This is a genomic window from Rossellomorea sp. GCM10028870 (assembly GCF_042666755.1).
In the GTDB taxonomy this organism is placed as follows: domain Bacteria; phylum Bacillota; class Bacilli; order Bacillales; family Bacillaceae_B; genus Rossellomorea.
This window is the reverse complement of record NZ_JBHTGN010000001.1, coordinates 762960-787081: the sequence shown is the minus strand read 5'-3', so window position 1 is coordinate 787081 and position 24122 is coordinate 762960. Positions and strand designations below refer to the sequence as shown.

Below are 24122 nucleotides of genomic sequence, written 5' to 3'. Positions count from 1 at the left end.
ATATTAAAGGACATTCCTTACGACGTGATTTTCATTTCGATGGTTGAAAAGATCCTAAACATCTTCTTCCCATTCTTCATCAATGATACATTTGGCAATCAGATACTCGAATGTGATATCCGCTATTTCTTCCAGCTCATCTTCTGATGGTACATACCCTCTTTGAACGAGTTCTTTCATAAAGAACTCTGCAATTTCCTCAGTGTCGATAAAGACTTCTATCTCCCGCATGTGATCGCCCCCTTTGATTCTCAATTTATGACAACACTCTCCGAGTTATGCTAGGAGAAAAAAGTTTTCATAAGACTTTAAAGACAAGCATAGACTTTATCATCAAAGATAGAGGAGCGATTCGATGTTAAGCACATTCACTAAAAAAACAAAAACGATGTTAAAAGATTTAGAAAATGGTGAAGGAATGATCGTTTCTGGAATGCAATGGATTCTTCGAGGCGTATTTTTAACATTCTTAATCGTTAGTGTTCCAGTGTTTCTTTACATCATGTGGCTTATTCCTTCTCTTTAACGATAGAGCTCGTGTGAGTTTTTAATTGTTCTAACACATAGTCCATCTTATTCTTATATTTAGTATCTTGAAAGAGAAGATACAGGGTTTTGTAATCATTATAATGATCTAAGAGCTGATCAATCCAACTTGGCTTCGGGTAAGCAGGTGAATGAAGCGATTTTGTTTTGCCTTCTTTTTTTTGTGGAAATACGAATCCATATTTCTTTATAAATGCCTCTGCTTGCTCTTCATCTGCAACCAGGGTGATTTCATCTTCGTCTGCTTCTAACCACTCACCATCTGTAATTCTCATTAACTCATAAATAACGTCTTCCCAGGCATCGTCCTTATAACGCCATATTTCCGTCCGAAATCCTACCACTTTAAAGAGATCCTCTTCATAACCCTTGACAATTACAAGATCTCCAAATAGAAATTTATATTCAATATCAATCTGTTCCTGTTCAAAAATGTATCCATCATAAGAATCAAGCAATTCTAATGCTTTCTCCTTGAATAGGCCTTCACTTTCATTTACCTCATATAAAAACTCACCATCGAGCTTTTTAATGTCGGTTATTTTCCCGACTGTACCATAGATTGTTACGACTACTGTTTCCCCAACTCTGAATCTAGGCTCTTTTCGTTTCTTCATTCTCCCCTCACCCTTAATCGCCTTTTTTATATGATATGCAGTAACAACCATATCGGTATACACGAAATCCCTTACTCTCTTTTTTCTTTGGAATAGGAATCGTCTATGCTTGTCAGGCACTGTAACTATTAAATTTATATTTAGGCTTTGTAGCTATCAACAAAAAGAGGATTGAGTGACCATGCTACTTGAGGAAAAAAGGACCGACATAAGTGTAAAACAAACGTCGGTCCGGAAGCTTTAAGGTATTCACGTTAATCTTTTTCTTCTAACTGATAATAGTCCCATGCCATATCGAAAATGGACATACTTTCAAGATAGTGCCCATTCATTTCGAGGTAGGAGCTGATTTCATGGTATTGTTGTGATTGTTTAGGAAAGCTGTGATCATCATAAGCTGAATTTGCGAATTGAGTTATTTCATTCTTGGCAGTAGGTTGCCTATACTTCATTAAATAATGATAAAAGGATTTTCTCATCTGCTCCACCTACCTTTGTTCTTCTTTTCTAAAAGGATAGCCGAAGTAGATGGATTCGTAAAGTGTTTGCTTTGTTGTGACATATTAAGGCTCTATAGCTTTATACCCATTAAAATCGAAAGTAATTTTTCTTTAGTAATCGGGGAAGTTGCATTAAATCAGTATAAGCGATCACTTTATCGATTAATTTCGTGTCGACCAGCATAAGCTGGTCTTCTATTTCATTGATGACCCCTTCATCCTGGTACTCCATTCCACAATGGCTGCAGCTCACGCTCGGAACATTTGCGATTTGAATCGCTCTTGTGCCATCTGGAAGCTCCCAATACACGCTGGATTGATCCTCATGAGCCGTCTTCTCTTCACACCATTCACATACTTTTGTATTCTTTTTATCCATTGATGGTTTCTTCCTTATCATCATTTTTATCCTGATTCATTTTCGTTAGCATAGCTTTGTGCTTCTTTTCCTTAAGCTGGTCTCTCTTTCCTCTAAAGTCCTTAAGGGAATTGTGATCGGGGTTTTCCTGGTATTCCTTTCTACGTTCCAAACGCTTAAGCCCACTCGGGGTGAGAGAAGAATGGGTTTGATTCATCAAGCCGGCAATTCCAATCGAAGGTTCTTTAATCTCTTCATCGTGATACACTTCTTTAAAGTAGTCATCTGCTCTGCCTGCTACGTATTCTTCCGGTTCCGGATAGGTGGAGATGACTCCTTCGAAATTACGTACAACCACTTTCGAAGAACTTTGAGAAATAAGGTAATTAGGTTGCAGGGAAATCTTCCCTCCACCACCAGGAGCATCCAGCACGAAGGTCGGTACGGCATAGCCGGAAGTATGTCCCCGTAAACCTTCAATAATCTCCAATCCCTTGGAAACCGGTGCGCGGAAGTGGCCGATTCCTTCTGATAAATCACATTGATAAATATAGTACGGACGTACGCGAATCTTAACAAGATCGTGCATGAGCTTCTTCATGATTGGAACACTGTCGTTTATACCAGCGAGAATAACCGCTTGATTCCCTACAGGAACCCCTGCATTTACGAGCATCTCACACGCTTTCTTGGACTCTTCCGTAATTTCGATTGATGTATTAAAGTGGGTATTTAACCACACTGGATGATATTTCTTTAAGATATTACAAAGGTTTTCAGTAATCCGCTGTGGAAACACTACGGGCGCCCTCGTTCCAATCCGGATGATCTCGACATGTGGAATCTCCCTTAAATTCTTTAAGACGTATTCAAGAATCTGATCATTAATCAGTAGACCATCGCCTCCCGATAACAGTACGTCTCTTACACTCGGAGTCTCTCGAATATATTCAATGGCTGCATCAAGCTGCTTCTTTGGTACACCCATTCCAATTTGTCCTGAAAACCTTCTTCTCGTGCAGTAACGGCAGTACATCGAGCACTGATTAGTCACGAGAAATAACACCCTGTCCGGGTACCTGTGCGTCAATCCGGGAACAGGGGAATCTTCATCCTCATGTAAAGGATCCTCCAGGTCATACTTCGTTTTGTGGATTTCCTGACCAATCGGAACGGATTGCATCCGAATAGGGCAGCGAGGGTCATCTTCATTCATTAACCATGCATAATAAGGTGTAATATTAAGAGGGATTGTTTTAGTCGAAATCTTTACACCTTCCTCTTCCTCAGGCGTCAGGTTCACCACTTTCTTCAAGTCATCAAGGGTTCTGATAGTGTTGGTCAGCTGCCATAACCAATTATTCCATTGTTCATCTGTCACATCTTTCCAAAGCTCAATATCCTTCCAATCCCTCTTTGGTTTATAGAGATTCATTTTCATCTACTCCACCAACTTTCCAAAAGTATCTTTCCACCAGGAACAGAGCTATACATTAGCCTATGAATTAAAACCACAATTGGTTTTTATCCATTTACATTTCACTTAGATCTTTTTCCCATAGGTTCATATCTTCCATTTTGTCGAAGATGATGCAATTATTCGCCAGTCTTCCCCCATATCGATACCCAAGCTGATGGAATACTGCATTCATACCAAATGAAAGTGCTCTTGCAATCGTATAGGCGCAGAAAATGTCCCTATCCAGTAATTCACCTTCTAACTTTCGTATCAGATGTTTCATATATCCTCCCTTTCGATAGGAAGTGCGTGTAGCACAATCCGTCAATTCGGCATTCTTGCAGGATAAAGACACATCAGCAGAAGCAGCACTGATGATTCTTCCTTTCTCCTCGATATAAACAAAGATTGTCCCACTTTTCATTGACTCTTTCACATAGTCGGGATTGTGCAATGGTACAGGATAAAGCTTAAATACTTCCTGATACAGATCGGCTAATTGCACTGCATTCTCCTCAGTGGCGACAGAAATCGTTTCAGAACTTACAAGCGCTTGCCTATCAAGCTGTTGAACCGATTGGAGAATGTCGTCTTCTTTGCTCCAGTACGAACTGTTTCTTCTTTCATTCGTTAAAAACTTACTCATAAATAAAGCCTTATCACCATTGAAGTAAGCGTTTACCCCCCCCTCCAAGATGAAGCCTTTTTCCAAAAAAAAGAGAGATTGATTCCATCTTGCTTTCACAATCACCTTTTCATAAAGGTTGGACTCAGTTTCTCTCTTAACATACTCCCATAACAATCCTGGATTCCCTCTAAACTCATCCACCCGCAGTCGCCTGTTGTAGCCATCCTTGTAAATGGCAGCTTCCAGCTTCGGTTGTTTTATAAATTCGTATGTTTGCATTCTTATAAGCCCCTTTTTAACCAACATATGAAATGAAAGGATAAGTTATGAAACAAACCAACACAAAAAAGGAACAACCTCTGTCTTTAATCAAGTGAGTTGTTCCTTCTGTGGAGGTTATGAAGTTTAAGGGATTACATTGAGGCCCCCGAAAGGTTTCTATTTGTTATCCTATACCCCTTAAAAAAGAAAATTATGACTGTTTATTGCACCAATCTATAATAAATAAGGTAAGAATTTCAGCAGTTTGGTAGATTCTATCCAATTCAATGTATTCGTCTGCGTCATGAGCCACCTCGGTTGTACCAGGACCAAATACGACAACCGGAATATTCCCTCCCTGAGAAAGGATTCCTCCATCCGTTCCCCAAGGAGAAGCTTCAATGATTGGAGTGATTCCCAATACTTCTTTGGCATGATAACAAAGTTTCTCCACGATTTCATGATCACGAGAAAGATCGCCCGGCTGCCACCTGCCACCAAACCATTCAATCTCCACTGGATGATGATCAAACCATGAATCAACCTCTTTCAGGCTTGAGATTACAGCTTCAACCTCCTTTTCTACTTCTTGCAGGGTTTCCCACGGACCAACCCCCACCCTTCCTTCAATTACAGCCAAATCAGGTACGGAAGATGGCCATTTCCCACTTTCTATTTTACCGATGTTAATCGGTAACGGAATAGGAATATTGCTATATAAAGGATCATCCACCTTCTGATTTCGAGATTCTTCCAGGTGCTGAAGAGAGTTAATCACTGTGTATGCTTTATCTATGGCGCTTACCCCTTCGTATCTGGTTCCTCCATGGGCAGATTTCCCTTTTACTCTAAGACGAAACCACATGGAACCTTGCTGCTTAGGAAAAATCTTCATATTGGTAGGTTCGGGAATAATTGCACCATCTGCTTTGTACCCTCTTACCAATGCAGCGAGGGTACCAGTTCCACCACTTTCCTCTTCAATCACACTCTGAAAGATAATATCACCTTTGAGGGGAATTTTTAACTCCTTCACAACCTCAATAGCGAGTAGTAAAGCGACAGTTCCTCCCTTCATATCCGTTGCCCCGCGTCCATAAAGCTTTCCGTCTTTGATCAAACCACCATATGGATCATATGTCCAATCCTTCCTGTCACCTTCTGGTACAACATCAATGTGTCCATTTAGCAGAAGACTCTTTCCACCACCCTGGCCTTTCAGTACCCCGACCACGTTCGGGTTTCCTTTGAATTCCTTTCGATCGCACCGGTAAAAGGGATGATCCTTTACATCGTTTTCGTTCACCTCCCAAATATCCAACTCTAAACCAAGTTTACGGCACTTCTCTATTACGATTGCCTGCGCTTTTGATTCATTTCCTCTTACACTATCCTCTTGGACTAATCTTTGCAGAAGCCTGGTGGTCCTTTTCTTTTTTTCTTCTATTATTTCCCTGATGAGACGATGAGTTTCCAAATGGGGCCCTCCTTTTAACGTAAATATTTTAAGCAAGAGCTTAATGTGAAACGGGCATCTGTTGTCTCCTTAATATCTTGAAGTGTGTAGGGACTGAATATTTCACACAATATCAATTGATCATTCTCAATTGTGAAGACAGACCGGTCCGTAATAATCATGGAGACACAAGACCTGGCCGTCAATGGGAGCGTACATTCCCGCACGAGTTTGCTCTCACCATTTTTATCTAAATGGGTCATGAGTACAATGACTTTATTTGCTTTTGACGCAAGTTCGGTTGCGCCCCCCATTCCCGGTACCTTTTTGCCGGGGATAATCCAGTTTGCAAGATCTCCCTTCTCACTGACTTGCAGCGAGCCTAGGATCGTAAGGTCAATCTTGCCCCGGCGAATCATGGCAAATGCGATGGAGCTATCTGTATAACAGCCTCCCTTCATTAATGAGACAGGGAATCCTCCTGCATTACACAAGTTTTCATCCTCTTTCCCTTCCCCCGGTGCAGGCCCCATTCCAATAATTCCGTTTTCCGATTGAAATACAACAGGAAACCCCGGGGTAAGATGATTCGGAACAAGGGAGGGTATTCCGATTCCCAAATTAACAATCATATGCTCTTTCACTTCTAAAGCCGCACGTTTGGCTAACCTATCCTTCAATTCGTTTCCCATGCCCATTTCCAGTCGACTCCTTTAGACAAAACAATATGATCTACAAAAACACCCGACGTGACAATTTCCTCAGGATCTAATTCACCCACATTCACAATTTCTTCTGCCTCCACAATCGTAATATCCGCGGCCATAGCCACAAGTGGATTCGTATTTCTGGCACTTTTATCATAAATAAGATTGCCAAATGTGTCGGCTTTTTTGGCATACACAACCCCAACTTCAGCAACGAGGGCGGTTTCATATAAGAAGCGGTTTCCATCTATCTCCAGTATGGGTTTTCCTTTATTTAAATATGGATCATCCACGCCGATTTCGGTTACGATTCCTTTCAACCCGACTCCCCCTGCCCGAATTCTCTCTGCCAATATTCCCTGAGGAGAGAATTCCACCTCAAGCTTCCCTTCACTCATTAAACGACCAGCAATCGGGTTAGATCCGATATGGGAAGCAATCACTTTCTTTACTCTGTTTTGGGCTACTAATTGTCCAATACCGATATGGGGAAAACCTGTATCATTTCCTATAATCGTGATTTCCTGAGTTCCCCAATCCAATAAATGCTTACTTATAGTAGGAGGGGATCCCACCCCTCCGAATCCTCCGAACATCAAAGTCATTCCATCATAAAAAAATTGTTTTATATTTTCATAACTGCTTCTTTTATTGTGAAGACCGGGCATATTTAGATCTCCTTCCAATTCTCTTCTACTAGTTGAAAGGTTCTTCTGAGTCTTTTAACCATTTCCTCAAGTTCCCTTTTTGAACTGTTTAATGGGGGAGCAACCATAATGGCGGAGCCCTTCCTTCCATCTATCCCCGCCGCTGCGGGATATAACAAAATCCCACATTCAACCCCCGCTTGAACAATATAAGAAGTAAAAGGTGCTCCAAGGGAACTCAGCTCTATTCCCAACATGAGTCCTTTTCCTCGCACATCTTGCACAAAGGAAAATTCAGTTTTTAATTTTTCTATTAGATTTTTCAAGTATGTTCCTTTATGATCGACACCTTCAATCATCTTTTCTGAATCAATCAGTTTCAGAACAGCAAGTGCTGCTGTTGCAGACATTGGATTCCCACTGAATGTATGACCGCTCATAATAACTTTCGACCCATTCAATATCGGCTCCATTATGTTGTCGGAAATGAGGGTCGCAGCGATAGGGGCATATCCGGCGCTTAACCCTTTACCTATCGCTACAATATCGGCTTTCACTTTCCACTGCTCTAAAGCTAAAAAAGTCCCAGTCCGACCACATCCGGTCATCACTTCATCTGAAATAAACAAAATATCATGTCTCTCACAGATTGCTTTGATCCGTTCATAATAACCTTTTGGGGGAGTGATCGCCCCACCTGCGGCACCGATGATCGGTTCCGCCATAAATGCAGCAATATTGTCGGCTCCTATTCTGCTAATCATCGTTTCTAATTGAGAAGCACACGCAAGATCACATGATGGATGTGTTTTTCCAAAAGGACAGTGAGCACAATAAGGAGGCTCAATTGTTGGCCAGTCTCCTAAGTAGGAGTCAAATCGTTCTCTTCTGGTTGGGTGACCTGAAGCAGATAAAGCACCGAAAGTGATACCATGGTAACTCAGCCATCTGGATAAAATTTTTCTTTTCATCGGTTTCCCCTGTTCCTGCCAATGCTGAATAGCAATCTTGATGGCCGTCTCCACAGCCTCAGAACCACTATTCACGAAGAAACTCCATGGATAACCTGTCTTCTCATGAAGGAATGTCGCTAAATCCTCAGCTGGCTGATTACTGAATTGAGAACGATACACAAATGCTACTTTATTTCCTTGATTCACAATAGATTGAAGAATTTCTTCCATGCCATGTCCTACATTTGCAGTAACCGCTCCAGAACAAGCATCCATATACTCCCGTCCATCGGTATCATACAAATAGACACCTTTTCCATAATCAATTGTCGGATAGTGTTCACCAATCAGTGGTTTTATTAAATGCGAATGAGGCATAATCCCCCTCCTGAAAGAATCAGATTCGTACTCTCTTTCGATTCGCTCATCTGGTTGCACATAAAGATTTCCCTACCATTATTCATATGTATGAAAAGCGGAATCTTTCTTTCCTTTAAGAAAAAAGAATAATACAGATGAATTTTCGTTAAACGTCAAAGGCTTGGTAAAAAGTGATAGCTTTTTTCTTTTAGCCATATTTTATTGGTTGAAATATACTAAAATTCTCAAAAATTCGACAAAAATTTTATGGAGTGACTAGATAAATTAGGTCTATATGTATAAAATAATGGTAAGTTCATCCTTAGATGCTACTTTTTACTTATCTTCAGGAGGGGAAATGGTGAAGAAGACAAAAGAAAAACATACAAAAAGAAAGAGAATTAAGAAAGAAGGTTCTAGTAGAAGCAAAGGGGTCTTCTCTTATTTTCGGACAATCAGGGGAAAAGTGGTTCTGTCATTCGGGTTATTGACAATTGTCCTTTTAGTCCTTGCCTCTACCTCTTACTTCAATATGCTGAAGCTGGAAAAAGAAATCAACACGTTAATTACATACGATATGCAGGTTGATACAAAAGTAAAAGATCTATCAAAGGTATTAAATGAAATTGAAATTGGGGAACAAGGTTTTGTCATTACAGGGGCAACAGGATTTCTAGCACCCTATCAAAATGGTAAAGGTGAGGTAGAGAGTCATTTTGAAGAGTTGACTACTCTATTACAGGATGATCAGAAACAGCTTGATAAATTGGATAAGATCGAAGCTCAATATGGATTTTGGATGCAATTTGTTGATCGGGTAATCGAGACAAGAAAGGATAAAGGGCTCGAGGAAGCAGCTACCCTTGTTGAATCGGGTACTGGTAAGAAATACCTGGATGGAATCCGTTCATATGTAGATATGATCGTAGTCGACCAACAAAAAGATCTGAACAATCGTATTGAATCTCTAAATCAACAAGTTTACCTATCCAAGATCGTGACCATTGGCTTATCAGCATTCGCGGTTATATTAGCTATTTTCTTCGGAGTCATCTTATCTCATACAATTAAAATGAACACAAAGAAGATCAGTCGTTCTATTTTAGAAATTGCGAACGCAGGTGGAGATTTAACAAAACGAATTCATGTAAAATCCAAAGATGAGCTGGCAGACCTCGCATCTGATACGAATCAACTCATTGCAGGAATCGCGATCCTTGTGAAACAGGTTTCTGAAATGGCGGAAAACGTCTCAGCCAGCAGTCAGGAGCTTCTTGCTTCAGCCGAAGAAACGTCACGCACGATAACTTCCATTGCAGAAACATCTACCGAAATTGCGGCTGGAAGCGATCAGACAACAAGTCGAATGTCTACTTCATTAGACAAAATGAATAGCTTGGAAGAAGCCGCCCGTTTCTTATTCAATCAAGCAGAGATGGTAAAAGAAACCGCTCGTGATATGAGAGCAGTTGCTGAAAGGGGCGGAAAAACCGTTCAAGCTTCTTCATCAAAAATGCTGAGTATTGAAGAAACCATGTCCAATACAAGTGAAACCGTAGAAGCGTTAGGACAGCGTTCTTCACAAATTACGACCATTATCGGAACCATTACTGACATTGCAGAACAAACCAATCTACTTGCATTGAATGCAGCTATTGAAGCAGCACGCGCCGGGGAACATGGAAGAGGCTTTGCCGTGGTGGCGGATGAAGTCAGAAAACTCGCGGAACAATCCCGACAAGCGGCGAAAGGTGTAACCGAAATCGTACACAGTATTCAAGAAGAAGTGAATGTCATCATGAAACAGAACTCTGATGGAGTGAAAGAGGTAATCGCAGGGGTTGAAATGACAAATGAAACAAACGCCTCCCTTGAAGATATTCTAAGCCAAACTACTAAAACAACGGTTGTCGTGGAAGAAATGGTTGGTCATATCCAGGAAACCCTTAATCTCAGTCAGGAAGTCGCTACTTCATTTGCCCTGGTCAATGAAATTGCTGAAGCGACTGCTTCTAACACAGAAACCACTGCTGCTGCATCTGAGGAAGGATCAGCTGCGATGGAACAAGTAACAGCTAGCGCCTCAGAGCTTTCCCAACAAGCGGAAAAATTAAAAGAACTCATTTCAAGTTTTAAAATTTAAGACTAAAAGGGAGCTGTCGAAGTGACAGCTCCCTTTTATTTTCGTGATTCACTTCTAAACCATGAATCACTTCCCGCAGAAACAAACGGCTCCAATAATAATTAACAGGATGAATAACACAACTATCAACGCAAAATTATTGTAACCGGCAACTGGATAAGCATATCCACCTTGATAACATGGATCACAACCATAACCATAGTTCATACCTATCACTCCTCATGAAATATTTATTTACAATACACTGTATGTCATCTACCTAGAAAAGGTTTGTGTATTCGCCTATTTTATTTAGGGACACACCTTTTCTGCACTATAACCTTTCTATATAATAGGGGTAGGTTTTAACCGAAGATTGGAGAAGTGACAGCATGAAATGGTTTTTAAAGTCGTTTATTAATGGTGTTCTTACAATAGTCCCAATTGGCCTGGTCGCCTATGTTGTATATAAAATGTTTCTATTTCTAGACGGTTTATTAGGCAATGTATTAAAACCATACCTCGATGAAAATTATATTCCTGGTATCGGACTTTTCGCCACCATCATTCTCTTGACCGTTCTTGGCTGGCTATCAACCAAGTTTTTCACAGGTACGATCATTCGAATAGTAGACGTTCTATTACACAAGATCCCCTTTGTCAAAACGATTTACTCGGTAATAAAGGATACCATCCACTCCTTCTTAGGAGAAAAGAAATCCTTTTCCAAAGTGGCACTCATCAAAATGCCTGGCACAACGATGAAATGCATGGGCTTTATCACAACAGAGAACCTTGCAGACCTGCATAATGACCTGCAAGATCACGTTGCAGTATACGTACCCCAAACCTTCCAAGTAGCCGGAGTCACTTTTTTGATTCCTAAAACTGATATTGAAATACTTGATATTAAATCTGAAGAAGCGATGAAGTTTATCTTGTCGGGTGGAATGACGACGAAGAAGGAGAAATAGCTGTTAAGCTGATTAGATAAGAACGTTATCAGGTCCGGATGTCCATTCCTCAAAAAAGAGACCGGCAAACATGCCGGTCTCTTCATGCTTCATTATTTAGATGAAATCTCTAATACCTCATCTTGTCCTGCTATCACAGAAGTTAACTCTTTTTTTACGAGCTCATCCATGTCATCGCCGTTTGTTAAGATGATTGGCGTGATGGTACTTTTTGCTTTTTCTTTCACTAGATTTAAGTCAAACGTAATTAATGGATCTCCCATACTCACTTTTGACCCTTCTGAAATATGTGCTTCAAAGCCTTCACCGTTCATTGATACTGTTTCAAGACCGATGTGGATAAGAATTTCAGCACCGTTTTTCGCTTTGATACCCACTGCGTGCTTTGTTGGGAAAAGCTGCATGATTTCGCCGTCTACAGGTGAAACGACTTTACCTTCTGTCGGGTCGATTGCAATTCCATCTCCCATCATCTTCTGAGAAAAAACCGGGTCTGGAACATCTTCAAGTGATTTTAATGTACCCGTTAAAGGTGCAACTGCATTAACGGTTTTAGGCGCTTCTTCTTTTTTTCCAAAAAGCTTCTTTAACATAATCATTCACCTTCCTAATTATATTTTATATACACATATGTAGCTCATTGTAAACATGAGAAGTCTATTTTAGCACATATGTGAAGGGTTTCACAACAATTCATTATTTTAAAATATTTTTTTGTACTTCCCATATCCTTCTTCTTCGAGCTTTTCTACCGGGACGAATCGTAAAGCTGCTGAATTGATGCAGTACCGGAGCTTCGTTGGTCCAGGTCCATCATTAAATACATGACCCAGGTGAGAGTCTGCTTCCGTACTTCTCACTTCCGTTCTCACCATAAAATGACTTCGATCTTCTTTTTCTGAAATTTCCTCTTCATCAATTGGCTTCGTGAAACTTGGCCAGCCACAACCGGCATCATACTTGTCTTTAGAGCTAAAGAGCGGTTTACCTGATACGATATCTACATAGATTCCATCTTCGAACGTATTCCAATACTCATTTCTAAATGGTGGCTCTGTCCCGTTGTTTTGCGTGACATCATATTGTTCAGGAGTTAACTTTTTCGTTAAATCTTCTTTACTCATTCTTTTCCCCCCAATGATTTTCAATAAACGCTACTCTTCCAGATCCTCTGCTGTATCGATTATAATGGGCAGGGTTCTTTTTGTAATAATCCTGATGATACTCCTCTGCAGGATAAAATTTATCCGCAGGTAAAATCTGTGTTGCAATCGGCTTTTGAAACTTACCTGATTCTGCAAGCTCCTTTTTAGATTTCTCTGCCATCCTCTTTTGCTCTTCGTTATGGTAGAAAATCACCGTTTTATACGAATGTCCACGGTCAAAGAATTGCCCACCGGGATCGGTTGGGTCGATTTGTTGCCAATACACTTCTAATAGTTTCTCGTAAGGAAACAGGGAAGCATCGTATTCAATTTGAACGGCCTCATAGTGACCTGTCGTTTCAGAGCATACTTCTTTATAGGTCGGATTCGGAACGGTTCCTCCCGTATAACCTGATATGACACTACCGATTCCGGGCTGTTCATCGAACGGTTTTACCATACACCAAAAACAACCACCAGCAAATGTAGCTTTCTGATATTTCGAAGCTTCTGACATGCTCATCATCCTTTCCACTTCATTCTCTTTCACTATTCCCTTTGTATGAGATTTTAACGCATTTAAGTTATAAAGGTAAAATTTAAAGCTTGTTCAATTGCTTAAGAAATACAAACATAGCTGTTTCCTTAGACGTTGTTGGAATTTAATCAGGAGGGAGGTGGTTGATTTCACAACATCTACCTAAAAAACAACATTTTATTAAAAAGAACTTTAGAAATAAAAAAAGGATTGACCCCGGGGTCAATCCTTAATCCATTATTTAAGTTTTCTTTGTTTACCGATATTCTTCCACTTCTTACGTTCCAAAGATTCCAATCGCTTATTCCCTTTTCTCTCCATGTAGGCGATTTCCCTTTGCAATTTCTGATAATGTTCAAATCGTTCCTCGGAAAGGGAATCCTCGGCAATCGCTTCTCTAATCTTGCAACCAGGTTCATCCACATGACGGCAATCGGTGAATCGGCATTGCAGTGCCAACTCCTCGATCTCGTTATATTGCGTGGATAATCCTTCTTGCCCCTGCCAAAGTTGGATTTCTCTCATGCCTGGCGTATCAATGATGGAAGAACCATTGCCCAATAAGAATAACTCTCTATGTGTTGTCGTATGGCGTCCCTTATCATCGGATTCCCTAATTTGTTTCGTCTTCTGGACGTCGTCTCCTACTAAGAGGTTGGTTAGGGTGGACTTACCCACTCCTGAAGAACCGACAAGGGCGACCGTTTTCCCCTTTTCCAGATAGGGCTGCAGTTCCTCAATTCCCTCATGATTTACAGAACTTATGGCTAATACTTTAACCCCCAGCAATTTGCTTTCAACTTCTCTCTTTTTCTCTTCAATATCCTCACATGTATCAGATTTGGTAAGAACGACAACGGGATTTGCCCCGCTTTCCCAACATAGAAGTAAATATCTCTCCACCCGTTTACTGTTTAAATCATCATTTAACGAAGAAAGAATGAAAACGGTATCTATATTCGTGGCAATGATTTGCTCTTCCGCTTCTTCTCCTGCTTTTTTTCTTGAAAATTTACTTGTTCTCGTCAGGACCTTTTCAATGATTGCTCCTTCTTCGCTCAGGAGAACCCAATCACCTACTGCTGGAAGATCTTCACGTTTAACCGTTTGGAACCTGAGCTTCCCGGATATTTTACTTAATAGATCTCCTGTTTTGGTCATAACCATGAAGGCACCCTTCTGCTCGGTCACAACTCTTCCTAACATATATCCTTCTTCCTCAAAGTGTTTCATCATTTCAAATACTTCTTCTCTATTATTCAATTCAGTTCCTCCCAAAATTAAAAAAATCCGATGCGCAGTTCTGCACGCCAACGGATTTTTTCAAGATTGAAAGAATGAAAAAAATCAGATTATCCCGTTAAAAGTGAGTTGACGCGCAGAACCATTTTGAAGCGTATTTAGTTTACTTGTATAACAAATCAATAATAAGTTCATATGTCATCACCCACTTTCTCAATTATTAATTTAATTATCCATTATTTTCTTCTATAACGCAAGAAATATTTCTGATTTATTCAAAAAATAGGTTCTTTCACCATTTTTTTCTCTTCCGCATAATCTATTGTGTTAATAAAGAAAAAGGAGAGATAACGGATGAGCCAACACGATTATTTGAATAAAGCAGCGATGTATGACTTATTATCCGATTATTATAAATACTCAGATCCATCCATGCATATTCATTACTATCAAAAACATTTAAAATACATGAGGCTGGCTTTGCAAGCACAGCGCGCTGATATGACTACATCCACCCAGCCTTCGTATGTTCGCGTATTACATGCAGTACCTGATGCACCTAATGTAGATGTGTATGTAAATGCAAAACGCGTTTTACGAGATGTGGCCTTTAAAGATGTAAGTGACTATTTAACATTACCGGCTGGTAAATATCATATTGATGTTTATCCAGCCGGTACAAGTGTGACGACTGTAATAAGTAAAAAAGTGAAAATTGATCCAGGTAAGATTTATACACTTGCAGCTGTAGGTACCCTTAATAAACTGCAACTGTTGCCATTTATTGATGATCCAACGGTTCCAAATGGGGAAACAAAGGTCAAATTCATTCATCTTTCGCCAGACGCACCTGCAGTTGATATTGCAGTAAAAGGCGGAGATGTTGTTTTTCCAAATGTCTCCTTCAAACAAGCTACTGAATACCTTGGATTAACTCCAATGACAGTCAATCTTGAGGCAAGGGTGGCAGGAAGCAAAAACAGCGTCCTGAGTATCCCAAATGTAAAATTAAACCCTAATCAAGCATACACTATAGTAGCTGTTGGATTAGCCAACGGAACACCGCAGCTTGAGGCCATACTATTAAAAGGGTAATAATATCCATCTTTCGGGTTCAATCACTGATTGTCTCGTAAGAAAAAGGTGGCTTCCAATAGGAGGCCACCTTCCTTTATTGAGCACGGTCCACAGGGACTAATAATCGGAAAGAAATAGTATCATCCTTCAGATTAAATTCATTTGCTCTTACTTTTATATCACTTTTCAGTTCCATTTCCTGTAATGAAACGTATATTAATTCATCATTGGGTTGAATTTTCACCCAGTCTGGAAAGTTATATGAATCTCTCATCACTTTCATTACATAGGAAACCGGCAGATTCAGTGATCCTACAGAGATTGATTTCTGTTTCAATAAAATATCTCCATTTTCTAATGCTTTTGGTTCGAAATCCAATTTAAAATCAATGTTTGAAGTGAAAACGGGTACAGACCCTTTTAATTCCACATCATCTTTTAATTGAACATTATAATCAACAGGTCCCTTCATTCCTTCTTTTTCAATATAATGCTCAATAATGAGATTAAGATCTTTCTTATTAGTATTAACGTTAAATCCTACTTCCTGGTTGGGATTTTCGTTGTTCTTAGGCAATGTATCGTCTTTTATCGGCATAAAGATCATTGAAACAATGATGGCTAATCCTATTAATATCACACCTAAAAGAACAAAAAAACCAACCTTCCATTTGTTCTTCATGACGGCTGCTCCTCTTCCTCTACAGAATCTGTTCTATCTGTCAATGTTGCTAATGTTTTCCCGTTTGTCAGGTTTATAAACATACGATCTGCTATCATTTTATATCCTTCATCATTTGGATGAAAGTAGTCTTCATATAACAAAGTATCACCTGCATCAATAAATAAGTCCTCTATCTTAACGAATAAGGTTTTATCATAATCTGAAAGAACCTCCTGGCTGGCATCATTCCAATCATGAATCACCTGGTTGACTTCTTCTATATCAGAAAACCATGTATTAAATGGATTATATAACCCTGTAAGAACGATTCCTGCATTTGGGTTATAGCTCCTGATCGTCTCGATAATCTCTTGTAACCGCAATTGGTATTGTCGTTTCTCTTCTTGAAACACATCTAACTTCAAGTGTGATAAATTTTCACGGAAAATTTTCATAACATCGTTTCCGCCAATCGTGATCATGACTAAATCGGATTGTTCAATCGATTCTTTCACATCTTCCTTTTTCAATCTTTTTAATAATTGGTCGGTACGGTTCCCTCTTACCCCGTAGTTATGAAATTGGGCGTCTTTTACTCCATCTAATGATTCCAGATGTTCCTCTAAGTAAGGTACATATCCACCTTTTTTCGTACTGTCTCCTACACCTTGAGTTAGTGAATCTCCCACGGAAACAACTTTTAAATTTTGCGGTATGAAGGTTTCGTTCGGATTATCTTTATCCCACATGGATACTTCTCTTGTAATATGCTTAGCAGCATCTTCTAACGAACAGCCTGACAGAAAAAAAACAAAAGCAAGCATGAGAATCGTTAATTTTTTCATATACGTCACCTCGCTTGCACTTTAATATTATTATATCACGCTTGTTTAGTCATGAAACCTTTGTAAACAAAACATTATCAACATGTAAATTCATGTGACTCATTTGTCTTCTTTAATGAACTGACGGCTGGAACCTGATTTGAATGTAGCGAATACTTCTGTTATAAACTGTCCATAGTTGAACTGCTTCGCGATTTTATGAACCCGCCATGGTGCTTTTTCCTTTGATTGTCTAAAATCTCCTATGCTCTGACCAAAAGTACATCCCGTATTGACGGCAACCCGGATAGGTACCTCTTCAAATATCATTTTTTCCCCATCGGCAAGAGCCCATATAACCAATAAATCGTGCAGGGGACTCCCGGATATATCAGGGTAAGTCTTCTTGTAGAAGTCATAATAATAATCCACCATCGGCTTAATGATCTGCCCGACTTTGTCATTTGATTTTAAATAATATTCATGAAGGGAATCAATCATGGAAGGTGTTATGAGTGCATACATCGTTACATCTAAAGGAATGAGGTGGATTTTTTTGGGTGCGAGTTGAATCAGGATATTCGCTGCATAAGGATCCCCAAAAAAATTCGCTTCTGCAGTCGGGGTTACATTTCCTGGTACGTGAAATGCCCCTCCCATTACATAGAATTCTTTCACTTTTTTCATTGTTTCTGGATATAGGACAAAGGCTGTTGCTAAGGAAGTTAAACGTCCGGCAGAGAATATAAATAATTCTCCTGCATACTTATCAATTAGTGCATTGATTTCATAGAAATTCTCACTGATTTCATAGCTATCAAGTTCTATTTGTTCAGGGATGATGGGTCCTAACCCGGATATCCCATGAACCTCGGGATAGAATTGAGGTTGTGCACCGGTTAAAGCAGAGACCGCTCCCCCGATGACAGGGATATCGGTTATCCCGGTGAGGCCTTGAAGGTATTTGACGTTATTCAACGCACTCTCTTTAGAGACATTTCCATAGTCAGAAACAATTCCTACTATTTCAATCGTATCACTATAGTAAGCATACAATACAGCGACAATATCATCGATTCCAAAGTCTGAAATCACCAATACCTTCTTCTTATCATACAAATTCGGACACTTCCTTTCATTTATTTACTGCATAGGAAGAATCGTCATGCCATTTGACCAATACCTTGAAGAGTAGACTGAGCTTTCTTACCTATTATATTTCTATGATATGATTGATTTGGTTATGAGGACGCAAGAAGATACATAAAATCTTCAAGAAATGGTACGTACCTGCTTTTTAAAAATGGTACAATACATGTACAAACTAATAGGAAAGGTGAACGTATGAAGAAAAATCTCTTATTATATTTCACACTTGTTATAGGTTTATTAGGCATTATCACCGGTTGTTCAAGTAATCAGGAAGAGGAAGCTCACCATGATCATACAGCCGCTAATGGAGATATCCGTGAAGAAACCGCTTCTGTTGATACACTTCCCTCTTTCCTTAACGATAAAGATGACAATATGAAGCTTATTTATTCTTCGGCTGCTAAAAATCCTGAGCTGTTACAATATATCCCTTGTTATTGCGGTTGCGGTGATTCAGCTGGACATGAGAGCAACCTGAATTGCTTTGTTTACGAAATAAAAGGTGAAAAAGTGGTTTGGGATGATCACGGTACAAGATGTCAGGTATGTTTGGAAATTGCGGCAGAGTCCATTGTGAAATACAAGAATGGTGAGTCCATCAAACAAATTAGGAACTTTATTGATGAACAATATAAAGAAGGGTACGCTAAGCCTACTCCGACGCCGATGCCCTCATGATGAATACAGACAGGAGAATCTTCTGCTGTCTTTTTTTTTATATAAAAAAAGACGAAAGGAAAAATCCCCTTTCGTCTTATCGTAATAAATCAATCCGTGTAATACATAAATCCTATTGCACCAATTCCAGTGTGCGTACTGATGATTGGTGTTGTCGGAACGATATCGATTTGGTCGTAACCTGTTTTTTCAATGATCTTAGCCTTAAGATTTTGAGCCAGCTCCAGTCCATCTGCATGAACAAGTCCTACACCCCGTATCGTTTTGCCTTTAACGTCTTCCAAGAAATGTGTTGTTAAGTATTTGACCACTTGTGTATGGCTACGGACCTTGGCTACGGGAGTATACTCGCCACCTTCTAAAGAAGCGATAGGTTTAATGTTAAGCAAGGAACCAATCATTGCCCGTCCCTTTCCGATTCTTCCGCCTTTTGCCAGGTTTTCAAGTGTATCAACAACAACAAATAAATTTGTATTTTGACGAATTTCTTCTATGGCTCCAAGGATTTCTTCAAGGGATTTACCTTCTTTTGCAAGCTTTGCAGCTTCAATTACCTGGAAAGCCAGTCCTTTGGAAATGAAACGTGAATCCACAACTGTAACATCTGATGAAGACATTTCAGCAGCCGATTCGGCTGAGCGGACAGTTCCACTCATTCCACCTGTCATATGTATGGACAAAACTTTCGAACCATCTTTTCCTAGTTCATCATAAAGTTCAACGAATGTTCCTGCTGGTGGCTGCGAACTTTTGGGTAATTCCTTTGAAGCTTTCATTTTCTCAAGAAAGCTTAAAGGCGAAAGATCAACTCTATCTAAGTACGTTTCTCCATCGATTGAAATGGATAGAGGAACTACATGAATATCAAGTTCTTTTACGACCTCATCGGATAAATCCACCGTCGAGTCTGTTACAATATTTATTTTGGTCATTTTTGCCACATCCTATCTCCCATATCAATAGTATTATATCGTTAAATGCTACGGATTTAAATAGATAGCAGGGATTTCTTCACGTTGCAATCTATCTAGATGTTATAATTCCCAAATAAAAAGGAGAGGCCCAACGTAACCTTCACGCTAAAGGACCTGCCCCTTTTAGAATTATGCATTATTCTTTAACTCTTCTGATTGATAAATTTCTTCATACTCTGACCATTTCGTCGTTCTCTTTAAATATTCTCTAAAGCTGAAGATGGTCTTATGCCGATTCTGATTGACAATCTTTGAAATAAATTGATTCAGCCTAAGATTTACCCTTAGATAAAGTGGGCTATCTTCCTTCATGACAGGAACTTCCAAGATTTTGACCTTCCGTCCATCCGTTGATTTGAACTCAATGGTTTTTGTCAGCAAAGTATCAATCCTCTTTTTCACCCGTTTATACTCTTATTATACCCCATTTCACGGCGCATAAAATGTCTAATCATGCAAAAATACTAATATTTTTTCTAAAGATCTCTTAAGAAACAGGCAGTATGCATTCAACCGAATCGTGTTTGGGTGAATTAACGAAATTGGATACCTGGTACCCTTTCATTCCGTCTTTCTGAAGCGGTTTTAAAACCGAGGACGCTTCCTCAAATGAATAATCGTCCGTATTCAGCCATTTTTCAATGGCCTCACGATTCGTGAGTATAACAGGCATTCGTTCATGAACCGGTTTTACAAGTGAGTTAGCTTCTGTTGTAAGAATCGTAGAGGTTGCCCCCTCCCCATTACGATCCCATAACCCGGCAAATACAAATGGCTCATCCTCTTTTAATTGAAATCTCACAGGAACCTTTTGTGTGTTCTCCTTCTTCCATTCATAGAAACCATCTGCAAATATCACCATTCTTTTCGAATGGACAAGGGATTTGAAGCTGGGTTTCTCCAATAAGGTTTCACTGCGGGCATTGATCAACGGTTTCCACTTCTTCCGTTCTGCCCAATGAGGAACGAGCCCCCACGTTATCTCTCCCGCTCTGCGCTTGCCCTTATGTGATATAAGGGAAAGAACTTTTTGTGATGGGGCAATATTGTATCGAGGCTGCCATTCTTCAAGGAATTCATCAATTAAGTATTGTCTTACTAATTCTTCTAAAGGAGTCGTTAAGGAAAACCTACCGCACACCACTGTCACCTCATTCGTTTCTTTACTTAGGAATATACATCATAATGAGAAGAATTTCTAATCCAAAAGGCGCACTTTAATCCTTTACTATGTTAATGATTGCACAATGACGATAAGAGGATTATCATAAATATATACATTGTTGACTCATTGAGCGTTCAATGAGGGCATTATAGAAAGGATGAGACTTCTTTGACATATGATTTCGATTTTTCCAATTGGAAAGAAGAAGTTGCAAACGCCATTACCCACGGAATCGGATTAATTTTGAGCATACCCGCTTTAGTGATGTTAATCATATTCGCCGTACATGAAGGATCCGCCTGGCATATTGTGAGCTTCTCTATCTTCGGTTCCTCAATGATTCTTCTATACTTATTTTCAACCTTGTTACACAGCTTTAAGCCTTCAAAAGTAAAGAATCTATTTGCCATTTTAGATCATTCGGCTATTTATATCCTGATCGCCGGAACCTATACTCCGTTTATGCTAATCAGTGTGAGAGGTGGATTGGGATGGACATTGTTTGGGATTGTCTGGGGACTCGCCATTGTAGGAATTGTATTTAAATGCTACTTTGTTCAACGTTTCCAGGTCGTTTCCACCTTCTTTTACCTTGTGATGGGCTGGCTTGTCATCATTGCCATAAAACCATTATATGCCAGTCTTACCGGTGCCGGATTCGGACTGTTGCTGGCAGGCGGAATCATGTATTCCATCGGAGCCATTTTCTACGTGTGGAACAAACTGCCTTACAATCACGCGATCTGGCATCTTTTCGTATTGGCAGGAAGCAGCTTTATGTATTTCTGTATCTTGTTTTACGTTTAAGTATGGTTATGTTTTTCAATAAAAGGGTACTGCCGGGATATCCCGGCAGTACCCTTTTATTATCTTCTCATCTATTTACGTACATATACCTTAAATTCATAGTCGTAAGGATTTTTCTCATCCTTCAATCCTTTAACAGATGAGACACAAGTGAAATTCTCCCATGGGATGGAAGGCATGGTCGTGTCGCCTTCAAATTCATGATGAATCTCTGTTACATACAACTTATCTACATGAGGGATGAACTGCTTGTACACTTCTCTTCCGCCCATAATAAAGGTTTCAGAGTCCCTTCCTTCTGCCCATTCCAGGATATCCTCTACAGAATGCAGGACGAGACAGCCTTCCGGTTGAAAGCTTGTATTTCTTGTAAGAATGACATTCTCCCTTTTTGGTAACGGCATACCGATGGAATCAAACGTTTTTCTTCCCATGACGATTCCATGTCCATTTGTCGTTTTCTTGAAGTATTTCAGATCTTCAGGAAGCCTCCATGGCAATCCATTGTCTTTCCCAATTAGTTGATTCTGATCCATTGCCCAAATAAAAGAGATCATACACTCACGGCTCCTTTAATATGTGGATGTGGATCATATTCTTCAAGGGTGAAATCTTCAAACTTAAATCCAAAAATATCCTTCACTTCTGGATTAATAGATAATGATGGTAATGATCTAGGTTCTCTGGAAAGCTGTAAGTTCACTTGATCAAGGTGATTCTGATAGATATGTACATCACCGAAAGTATGAACGAACTCTCCAGCTTCCAGATCACATACCTGGGCTACCATCATTGTTAATAGAGCGTATGAAGCTATATTAAAAGGAACGCCAAGGAAAACATCAGCGGAACGTTGGTATAGCTGACAGGATAATTTGCCATCGGCTACATAGAACTGGAATAAGCAGTGGCAAGGAGGCAAAGCCATATGATCTACATCCGCAACATTCCACGCACTTACGATCATTCTTCTGGAATCTGGATTGTTTTTAATCGTATCAATCAGATTCGTAATTTGGTCAATCGTTTCACCATTCGCTCCTGACCACGATCTCCATTGATGACCATATACAGGACCTAACTCTCCGTTTTCATCGGCCCATTCATTCCAAATTCGGACTCCGTGTTCTTGAAGATATTCAACGTTCGTATCCCCTTTTAAAAACCAAAGGAGTTCATGGATAATGGATTTCACATGCAGTTTTTTAGTCGTAAGAAGAGGGAAACCTTCCTTTAGATCAAAACGCATTTGATAACCGAACGTGCTCATCGTGCCTGTACCTGTTCGATCTTCTTTCTTCGTGCCATTTTCAAGAACATGTTTGCACAAATCTAAATATTGCTTCACACTGACCACACCTTTTAAAAATTTATAGTTCTTTAAAAAATTGATATGTTGCTGGTGCCTTCTTCTTTAGAAGATTTCTAGTTTCTGAGTTTAAATAATACATGGCAAATGTTTCTGCAAAATATTCTTCTTTGTATTGAAGAAAATAGGGTTCGTTCGGGAATACCCGTGGAGCTTCTCTCTTCCAAAGAGGCAAGAATTCGAGCTCATAATAAAGGTCCGTTAAGACATAACGATCAATACTGTGGGCGAGTTCATGCAATTCTAAATTAAACGAATTATGCCCCTTCCCTTTCTCACTGTGACCAATTTTGACTAAAACTAGCTTCGATCCACCAATTCCAGGAACGTCATCCCACGTGATACTTTTATTAGTGTACCCTCTTGGGGTAACTCCTTTCAAGTGACTTGTGGTAGAAAAATCGGTTAATTTTTTTACAAACAGCCTTATTTTAATATCCTGTGAATTCGTAGACTCTAAAAGTGGGGTTGGAATCCGATCTAATCTCTCAATCATTTCCATTGCAGTTGCTTTATCATAGGTTGATTGGGGCAACAGGACCATATTTTCTAACTCTTTACTGGATTGAAGTTGTAATTGTGTTTTAAGAGGAGAATGCTTTAAGAGGGTTCCACTGTAGTCGGCTTTTGAGTTGGTCCACAGAATGACCAGAGTAACCGAAATAGCGAGGATGATGAATATACGCTTCACTTATTGTCCCTCCTTTCTTCTAAGGAAAGTATCATGATGTTATTACTATTTTAACATAATGATAGAGTTGTTTTTAGGAGAGATTGTTTCCAATAACTAAAGCGGAGGCGGCTCGGACAGAGGCGACAAGCATAAGGCGAACCTGGCGGAAAGGCGCTCTTTGCCTTTTTGGCAGGTTTGACTTATGACCTCGAGCCTCTAGCCGCCG

The 24122-nt window shown here is 39.7% G+C and carries 30 protein-coding genes; 6 read left to right on the top strand and 24 right to left on the bottom strand.

Annotated elements, in window-relative coordinates; all coding sequences use genetic code 11:
* Positions 1-54 precede the first annotated feature (54 nt).
* Complete coding sequence (locus ACFQWC_RS04090; RefSeq protein ID WP_148969368.1) at positions 55-231, bottom strand: YozD family protein; 177 nt, start codon at positions 229-231, stop codon at positions 55-57.
* Between the two features lie 124 nt (positions 232-355).
* Here ACFQWC_RS04090 and ACFQWC_RS04085 point away from each other — a divergent pair, with 124 nt between their 5' ends.
* Positions 356-526: a hypothetical protein gene (locus ACFQWC_RS04085; RefSeq protein WP_377106148.1), complete on the top strand. Its 171-nt coding sequence runs from the start codon at positions 356-358 to the stop codon at positions 524-526.
* Here the strand turns inward: ACFQWC_RS04085 and ACFQWC_RS04080 are convergent.
* The 9 genes from ACFQWC_RS04080 to ACFQWC_RS04040 all read right to left on the bottom strand — a co-directional run bounded on the left by ACFQWC_RS04080 (position 510) and on the right by ACFQWC_RS04040 (position 8510).
* Entirely contained in the window at positions 510-1163 is a 654-nt protein-coding gene (locus ACFQWC_RS04080; protein ID WP_299737735.1) for a hypothetical protein, read from the bottom strand. The two genes, ACFQWC_RS04085 and ACFQWC_RS04080, sit on opposite strands and share 17 nt — an antisense overlap.
* Positions 1164-1417: 254 nt before the next feature.
* Positions 1418-1642 carry a YozE family protein gene (locus ACFQWC_RS04075; protein WP_377106145.1) on the bottom strand — a complete coding sequence of 75 codons (225 nt, stop codon included), beginning with the start codon at positions 1640-1642 and terminating at the stop codon, positions 1418-1420.
* A gap of 109 nt (positions 1643-1751) precedes the next feature.
* Entirely contained in the window at positions 1752-2042 is a 291-nt protein-coding gene (locus ACFQWC_RS04070) for a YokU family protein (protein WP_299737739.1), read from the bottom strand.
* Positions 2035-3462 carry a lysine 2,3-aminomutase gene (gene kamA, locus ACFQWC_RS04065; RefSeq protein ID WP_377106143.1) on the bottom strand — a complete coding sequence of 476 codons (1428 nt, stop codon included), beginning with the start codon at positions 3460-3462 and terminating at the stop codon, positions 2035-2037. The genes ACFQWC_RS04070 and kamA overlap by 8 nt, the downstream gene beginning before the upstream one ends.
* A 91-nt stretch (positions 3463-3553) precedes the next feature.
* Positions 3554-4387 carry a putative beta-lysine N-acetyltransferase gene (gene ablB, locus ACFQWC_RS04060; RefSeq protein ID WP_341356507.1) on the bottom strand — a complete coding sequence of 278 codons (834 nt, stop codon included), beginning with the start codon at positions 4385-4387 and terminating at the stop codon, positions 3554-3556.
* A 193-nt stretch (positions 4388-4580) separates the two neighbouring features.
* On the bottom strand, positions 4581-5846 hold the full coding sequence (locus tag ACFQWC_RS04055; RefSeq protein WP_377106141.1) for a peptidase: 1266 nt from the start codon (positions 5844-5846) through the stop codon (positions 4581-4583).
* Positions 5847-5860: 14 nt separating this feature from the next.
* Complete coding sequence (locus ACFQWC_RS04050; RefSeq protein ID WP_299737747.1) at positions 5861-6523, bottom strand: 3-oxoacid CoA-transferase subunit B; 663 nt, start codon at positions 6521-6523, stop codon at positions 5861-5863.
* Entirely contained in the window at positions 6502-7200 is a 699-nt protein-coding gene (locus ACFQWC_RS04045) for a 3-oxoacid CoA-transferase subunit A (RefSeq protein WP_299737750.1), read from the bottom strand. The genes ACFQWC_RS04050 and ACFQWC_RS04045 overlap by 22 nt, the downstream gene beginning before the upstream one ends.
* Before the next feature lie 2 nt (positions 7201-7202).
* The gene (locus tag ACFQWC_RS04040; RefSeq protein WP_341356509.1) at positions 7203-8510 is read right to left on the bottom strand and encodes an aspartate aminotransferase family protein; all 1308 of its coding nucleotides are present in this window, start codon (positions 8508-8510) and stop codon (positions 7203-7205) included.
* A gap of 343 nt (positions 8511-8853) precedes the next feature.
* Between ACFQWC_RS04040 and ACFQWC_RS04035 the strand changes: the two genes are divergently transcribed.
* A complete protein-coding gene (locus ACFQWC_RS04035; RefSeq protein ID WP_377106138.1) occupies positions 8854-10635 on the top strand; it encodes a methyl-accepting chemotaxis protein in 1782 nt (593 codons plus the stop codon).
* Between the two features lie 66 nt (positions 10636-10701).
* On the opposite strand, the gene ACFQWC_RS04030 is transcribed toward ACFQWC_RS04035, so the two are convergent.
* A complete protein-coding gene (locus ACFQWC_RS04030) occupies positions 10702-10842 on the bottom strand; it encodes a YjcZ family sporulation protein (protein WP_082051089.1) in 141 nt (46 codons plus the stop codon).
* Positions 10843-11006: 164 nt separating this feature from the next.
* Between ACFQWC_RS04030 and ACFQWC_RS04025 the strand changes: the two genes are divergently transcribed.
* On the top strand, positions 11007-11588 hold the full coding sequence (locus tag ACFQWC_RS04025) for a DUF502 domain-containing protein (protein ID WP_299737759.1): 582 nt from the start codon (positions 11007-11009) through the stop codon (positions 11586-11588).
* Between the two features lie 92 nt (positions 11589-11680).
* Here the strand turns inward: ACFQWC_RS04025 and ACFQWC_RS04020 are convergent, their stop codons facing one another.
* From ACFQWC_RS04020 to rsgA, 4 genes are all read right to left on the bottom strand, one after another.
* Positions 11681-12181, bottom strand: a complete 501-nt coding sequence (locus tag ACFQWC_RS04020; RefSeq protein ID WP_377106135.1) for a PTS sugar transporter subunit IIA — start codon at positions 12179-12181, stop codon at positions 11681-11683.
* A 108-nt stretch (positions 12182-12289) separates the two neighbouring features.
* Positions 12290-12712 carry a peptide-methionine (R)-S-oxide reductase MsrB gene (msrB, locus tag ACFQWC_RS04015; RefSeq protein WP_299737762.1) on the bottom strand — a complete coding sequence of 141 codons (423 nt, stop codon included), beginning with the start codon at positions 12710-12712 and terminating at the stop codon, positions 12290-12292.
* Positions 12705-13250 (bottom strand): peptide-methionine (S)-S-oxide reductase MsrA, encoded by a 546-nt coding sequence (gene msrA, locus ACFQWC_RS04010; RefSeq protein WP_299737764.1) that lies wholly within the window; start codon positions 13248-13250, stop codon positions 12705-12707. Before msrA ends, msrB begins: the two co-directional genes overlap by 8 nt.
* 258 nt (positions 13251-13508) lie before the next feature.
* Positions 13509-14534 (bottom strand): ribosome small subunit-dependent GTPase A, encoded by a 1026-nt coding sequence (gene rsgA, locus ACFQWC_RS04005; RefSeq protein WP_299737766.1) that lies wholly within the window; start codon positions 14532-14534, stop codon positions 13509-13511.
* A 333-nt stretch (positions 14535-14867) separates the two neighbouring features.
* Here rsgA and ACFQWC_RS04000 point away from each other — a divergent pair, with 333 nt between their 5' ends.
* Positions 14868-15608 (top strand): DUF4397 domain-containing protein, encoded by a 741-nt coding sequence (locus tag ACFQWC_RS04000; RefSeq protein WP_299737768.1) that lies wholly within the window; start codon positions 14868-14870, stop codon positions 15606-15608.
* Between the two features lie 76 nt (positions 15609-15684).
* Here the strand turns inward: ACFQWC_RS04000 and ACFQWC_RS03995 are convergent, their stop codons facing one another.
* The 3 genes from ACFQWC_RS03995 to ACFQWC_RS03985 all read right to left on the bottom strand — a co-directional run bounded on the left by ACFQWC_RS03995 (position 15685) and on the right by ACFQWC_RS03985 (position 18197).
* On the bottom strand, positions 15685-16272 hold the full coding sequence (locus ACFQWC_RS03995; RefSeq protein ID WP_377106131.1) for a YpmS family protein: 588 nt from the start codon (positions 16270-16272) through the stop codon (positions 15685-15687).
* Positions 16269-17099 carry an SGNH/GDSL hydrolase family protein gene (locus ACFQWC_RS03990; protein WP_299737772.1) on the bottom strand — a complete coding sequence of 277 codons (831 nt, stop codon included), beginning with the start codon at positions 17097-17099 and terminating at the stop codon, positions 16269-16271. The genes ACFQWC_RS03995 and ACFQWC_RS03990 overlap by 4 nt, the downstream gene beginning before the upstream one ends.
* Positions 17100-17198: 99 nt before the next feature.
* Positions 17199-18197 (bottom strand): nucleoside hydrolase, encoded by a 999-nt coding sequence (locus ACFQWC_RS03985; protein WP_377106129.1) that lies wholly within the window; start codon positions 18195-18197, stop codon positions 17199-17201.
* 225 nt (positions 18198-18422) lie between these two features.
* On the opposite strand from ACFQWC_RS03985, the gene ACFQWC_RS03980 reads away from it, so the two are divergent.
* Complete coding sequence (locus ACFQWC_RS03980; protein WP_299737776.1) at positions 18423-18908, top strand: PCYCGC motif-containing (lipo)protein; 486 nt, start codon at positions 18423-18425, stop codon at positions 18906-18908.
* A gap of 89 nt (positions 18909-18997) precedes the next feature.
* On the opposite strand, the gene ACFQWC_RS03975 is transcribed toward ACFQWC_RS03980, so the two are convergent.
* The 3 genes from ACFQWC_RS03975 to ACFQWC_RS03965 form a co-directional block, all read right to left on the bottom strand.
* Positions 18998-19840, bottom strand: coding sequence for a DegV family protein (locus ACFQWC_RS03975; protein ID WP_299737778.1), 843 nt, complete (start codon positions 19838-19840; stop codon positions 18998-19000).
* A 171-nt stretch (positions 19841-20011) separates the two neighbouring features.
* Positions 20012-20284 (bottom strand): DUF2535 family protein, encoded by a 273-nt coding sequence (locus ACFQWC_RS03970; protein ID WP_299737780.1) that lies wholly within the window; start codon positions 20282-20284, stop codon positions 20012-20014.
* A gap of 85 nt (positions 20285-20369) precedes the next feature.
* On the bottom strand, positions 20370-21023 hold the full coding sequence (locus ACFQWC_RS03965; protein ID WP_299737782.1) for an SOS response-associated peptidase: 654 nt from the start codon (positions 21021-21023) through the stop codon (positions 20370-20372).
* A 192-nt stretch (positions 21024-21215) separates the two neighbouring features.
* Here ACFQWC_RS03965 and trhA point away from each other — a divergent pair, with 192 nt between their 5' ends.
* Positions 21216-21854 carry a PAQR family membrane homeostasis protein TrhA gene (gene trhA / locus ACFQWC_RS03960; RefSeq protein ID WP_377106126.1) on the top strand — a complete coding sequence of 213 codons (639 nt, stop codon included), beginning with the start codon at positions 21216-21218 and terminating at the stop codon, positions 21852-21854.
* A 71-nt stretch (positions 21855-21925) separates the two neighbouring features.
* On the opposite strand, the gene ACFQWC_RS03955 is transcribed toward trhA, so the two are convergent.
* From ACFQWC_RS03955 to ACFQWC_RS03945, 3 genes are read right to left on the bottom strand one after another with little or no spacing between them, the layout of a single operon-like run.
* Positions 21926-22411 carry a dihydrofolate reductase gene (locus ACFQWC_RS03955; protein WP_299737786.1) on the bottom strand — a complete coding sequence of 162 codons (486 nt, stop codon included), beginning with the start codon at positions 22409-22411 and terminating at the stop codon, positions 21926-21928.
* Entirely contained in the window at positions 22408-23202 is a 795-nt protein-coding gene (locus ACFQWC_RS03950) for a thymidylate synthase (RefSeq protein ID WP_299737788.1), read from the bottom strand. Before ACFQWC_RS03950 ends, ACFQWC_RS03955 begins: the two co-directional genes overlap by 4 nt.
* 22 nt (positions 23203-23224) lie before the next feature.
* The gene (locus tag ACFQWC_RS03945) at positions 23225-23914 is read right to left on the bottom strand and encodes an anthrax toxin lethal factor-related metalloendopeptidase (protein ID WP_299737789.1); all 690 of its coding nucleotides are present in this window, start codon (positions 23912-23914) and stop codon (positions 23225-23227) included.
* Between the last annotated feature and the right edge of the window lie 208 nt (positions 23915-24122).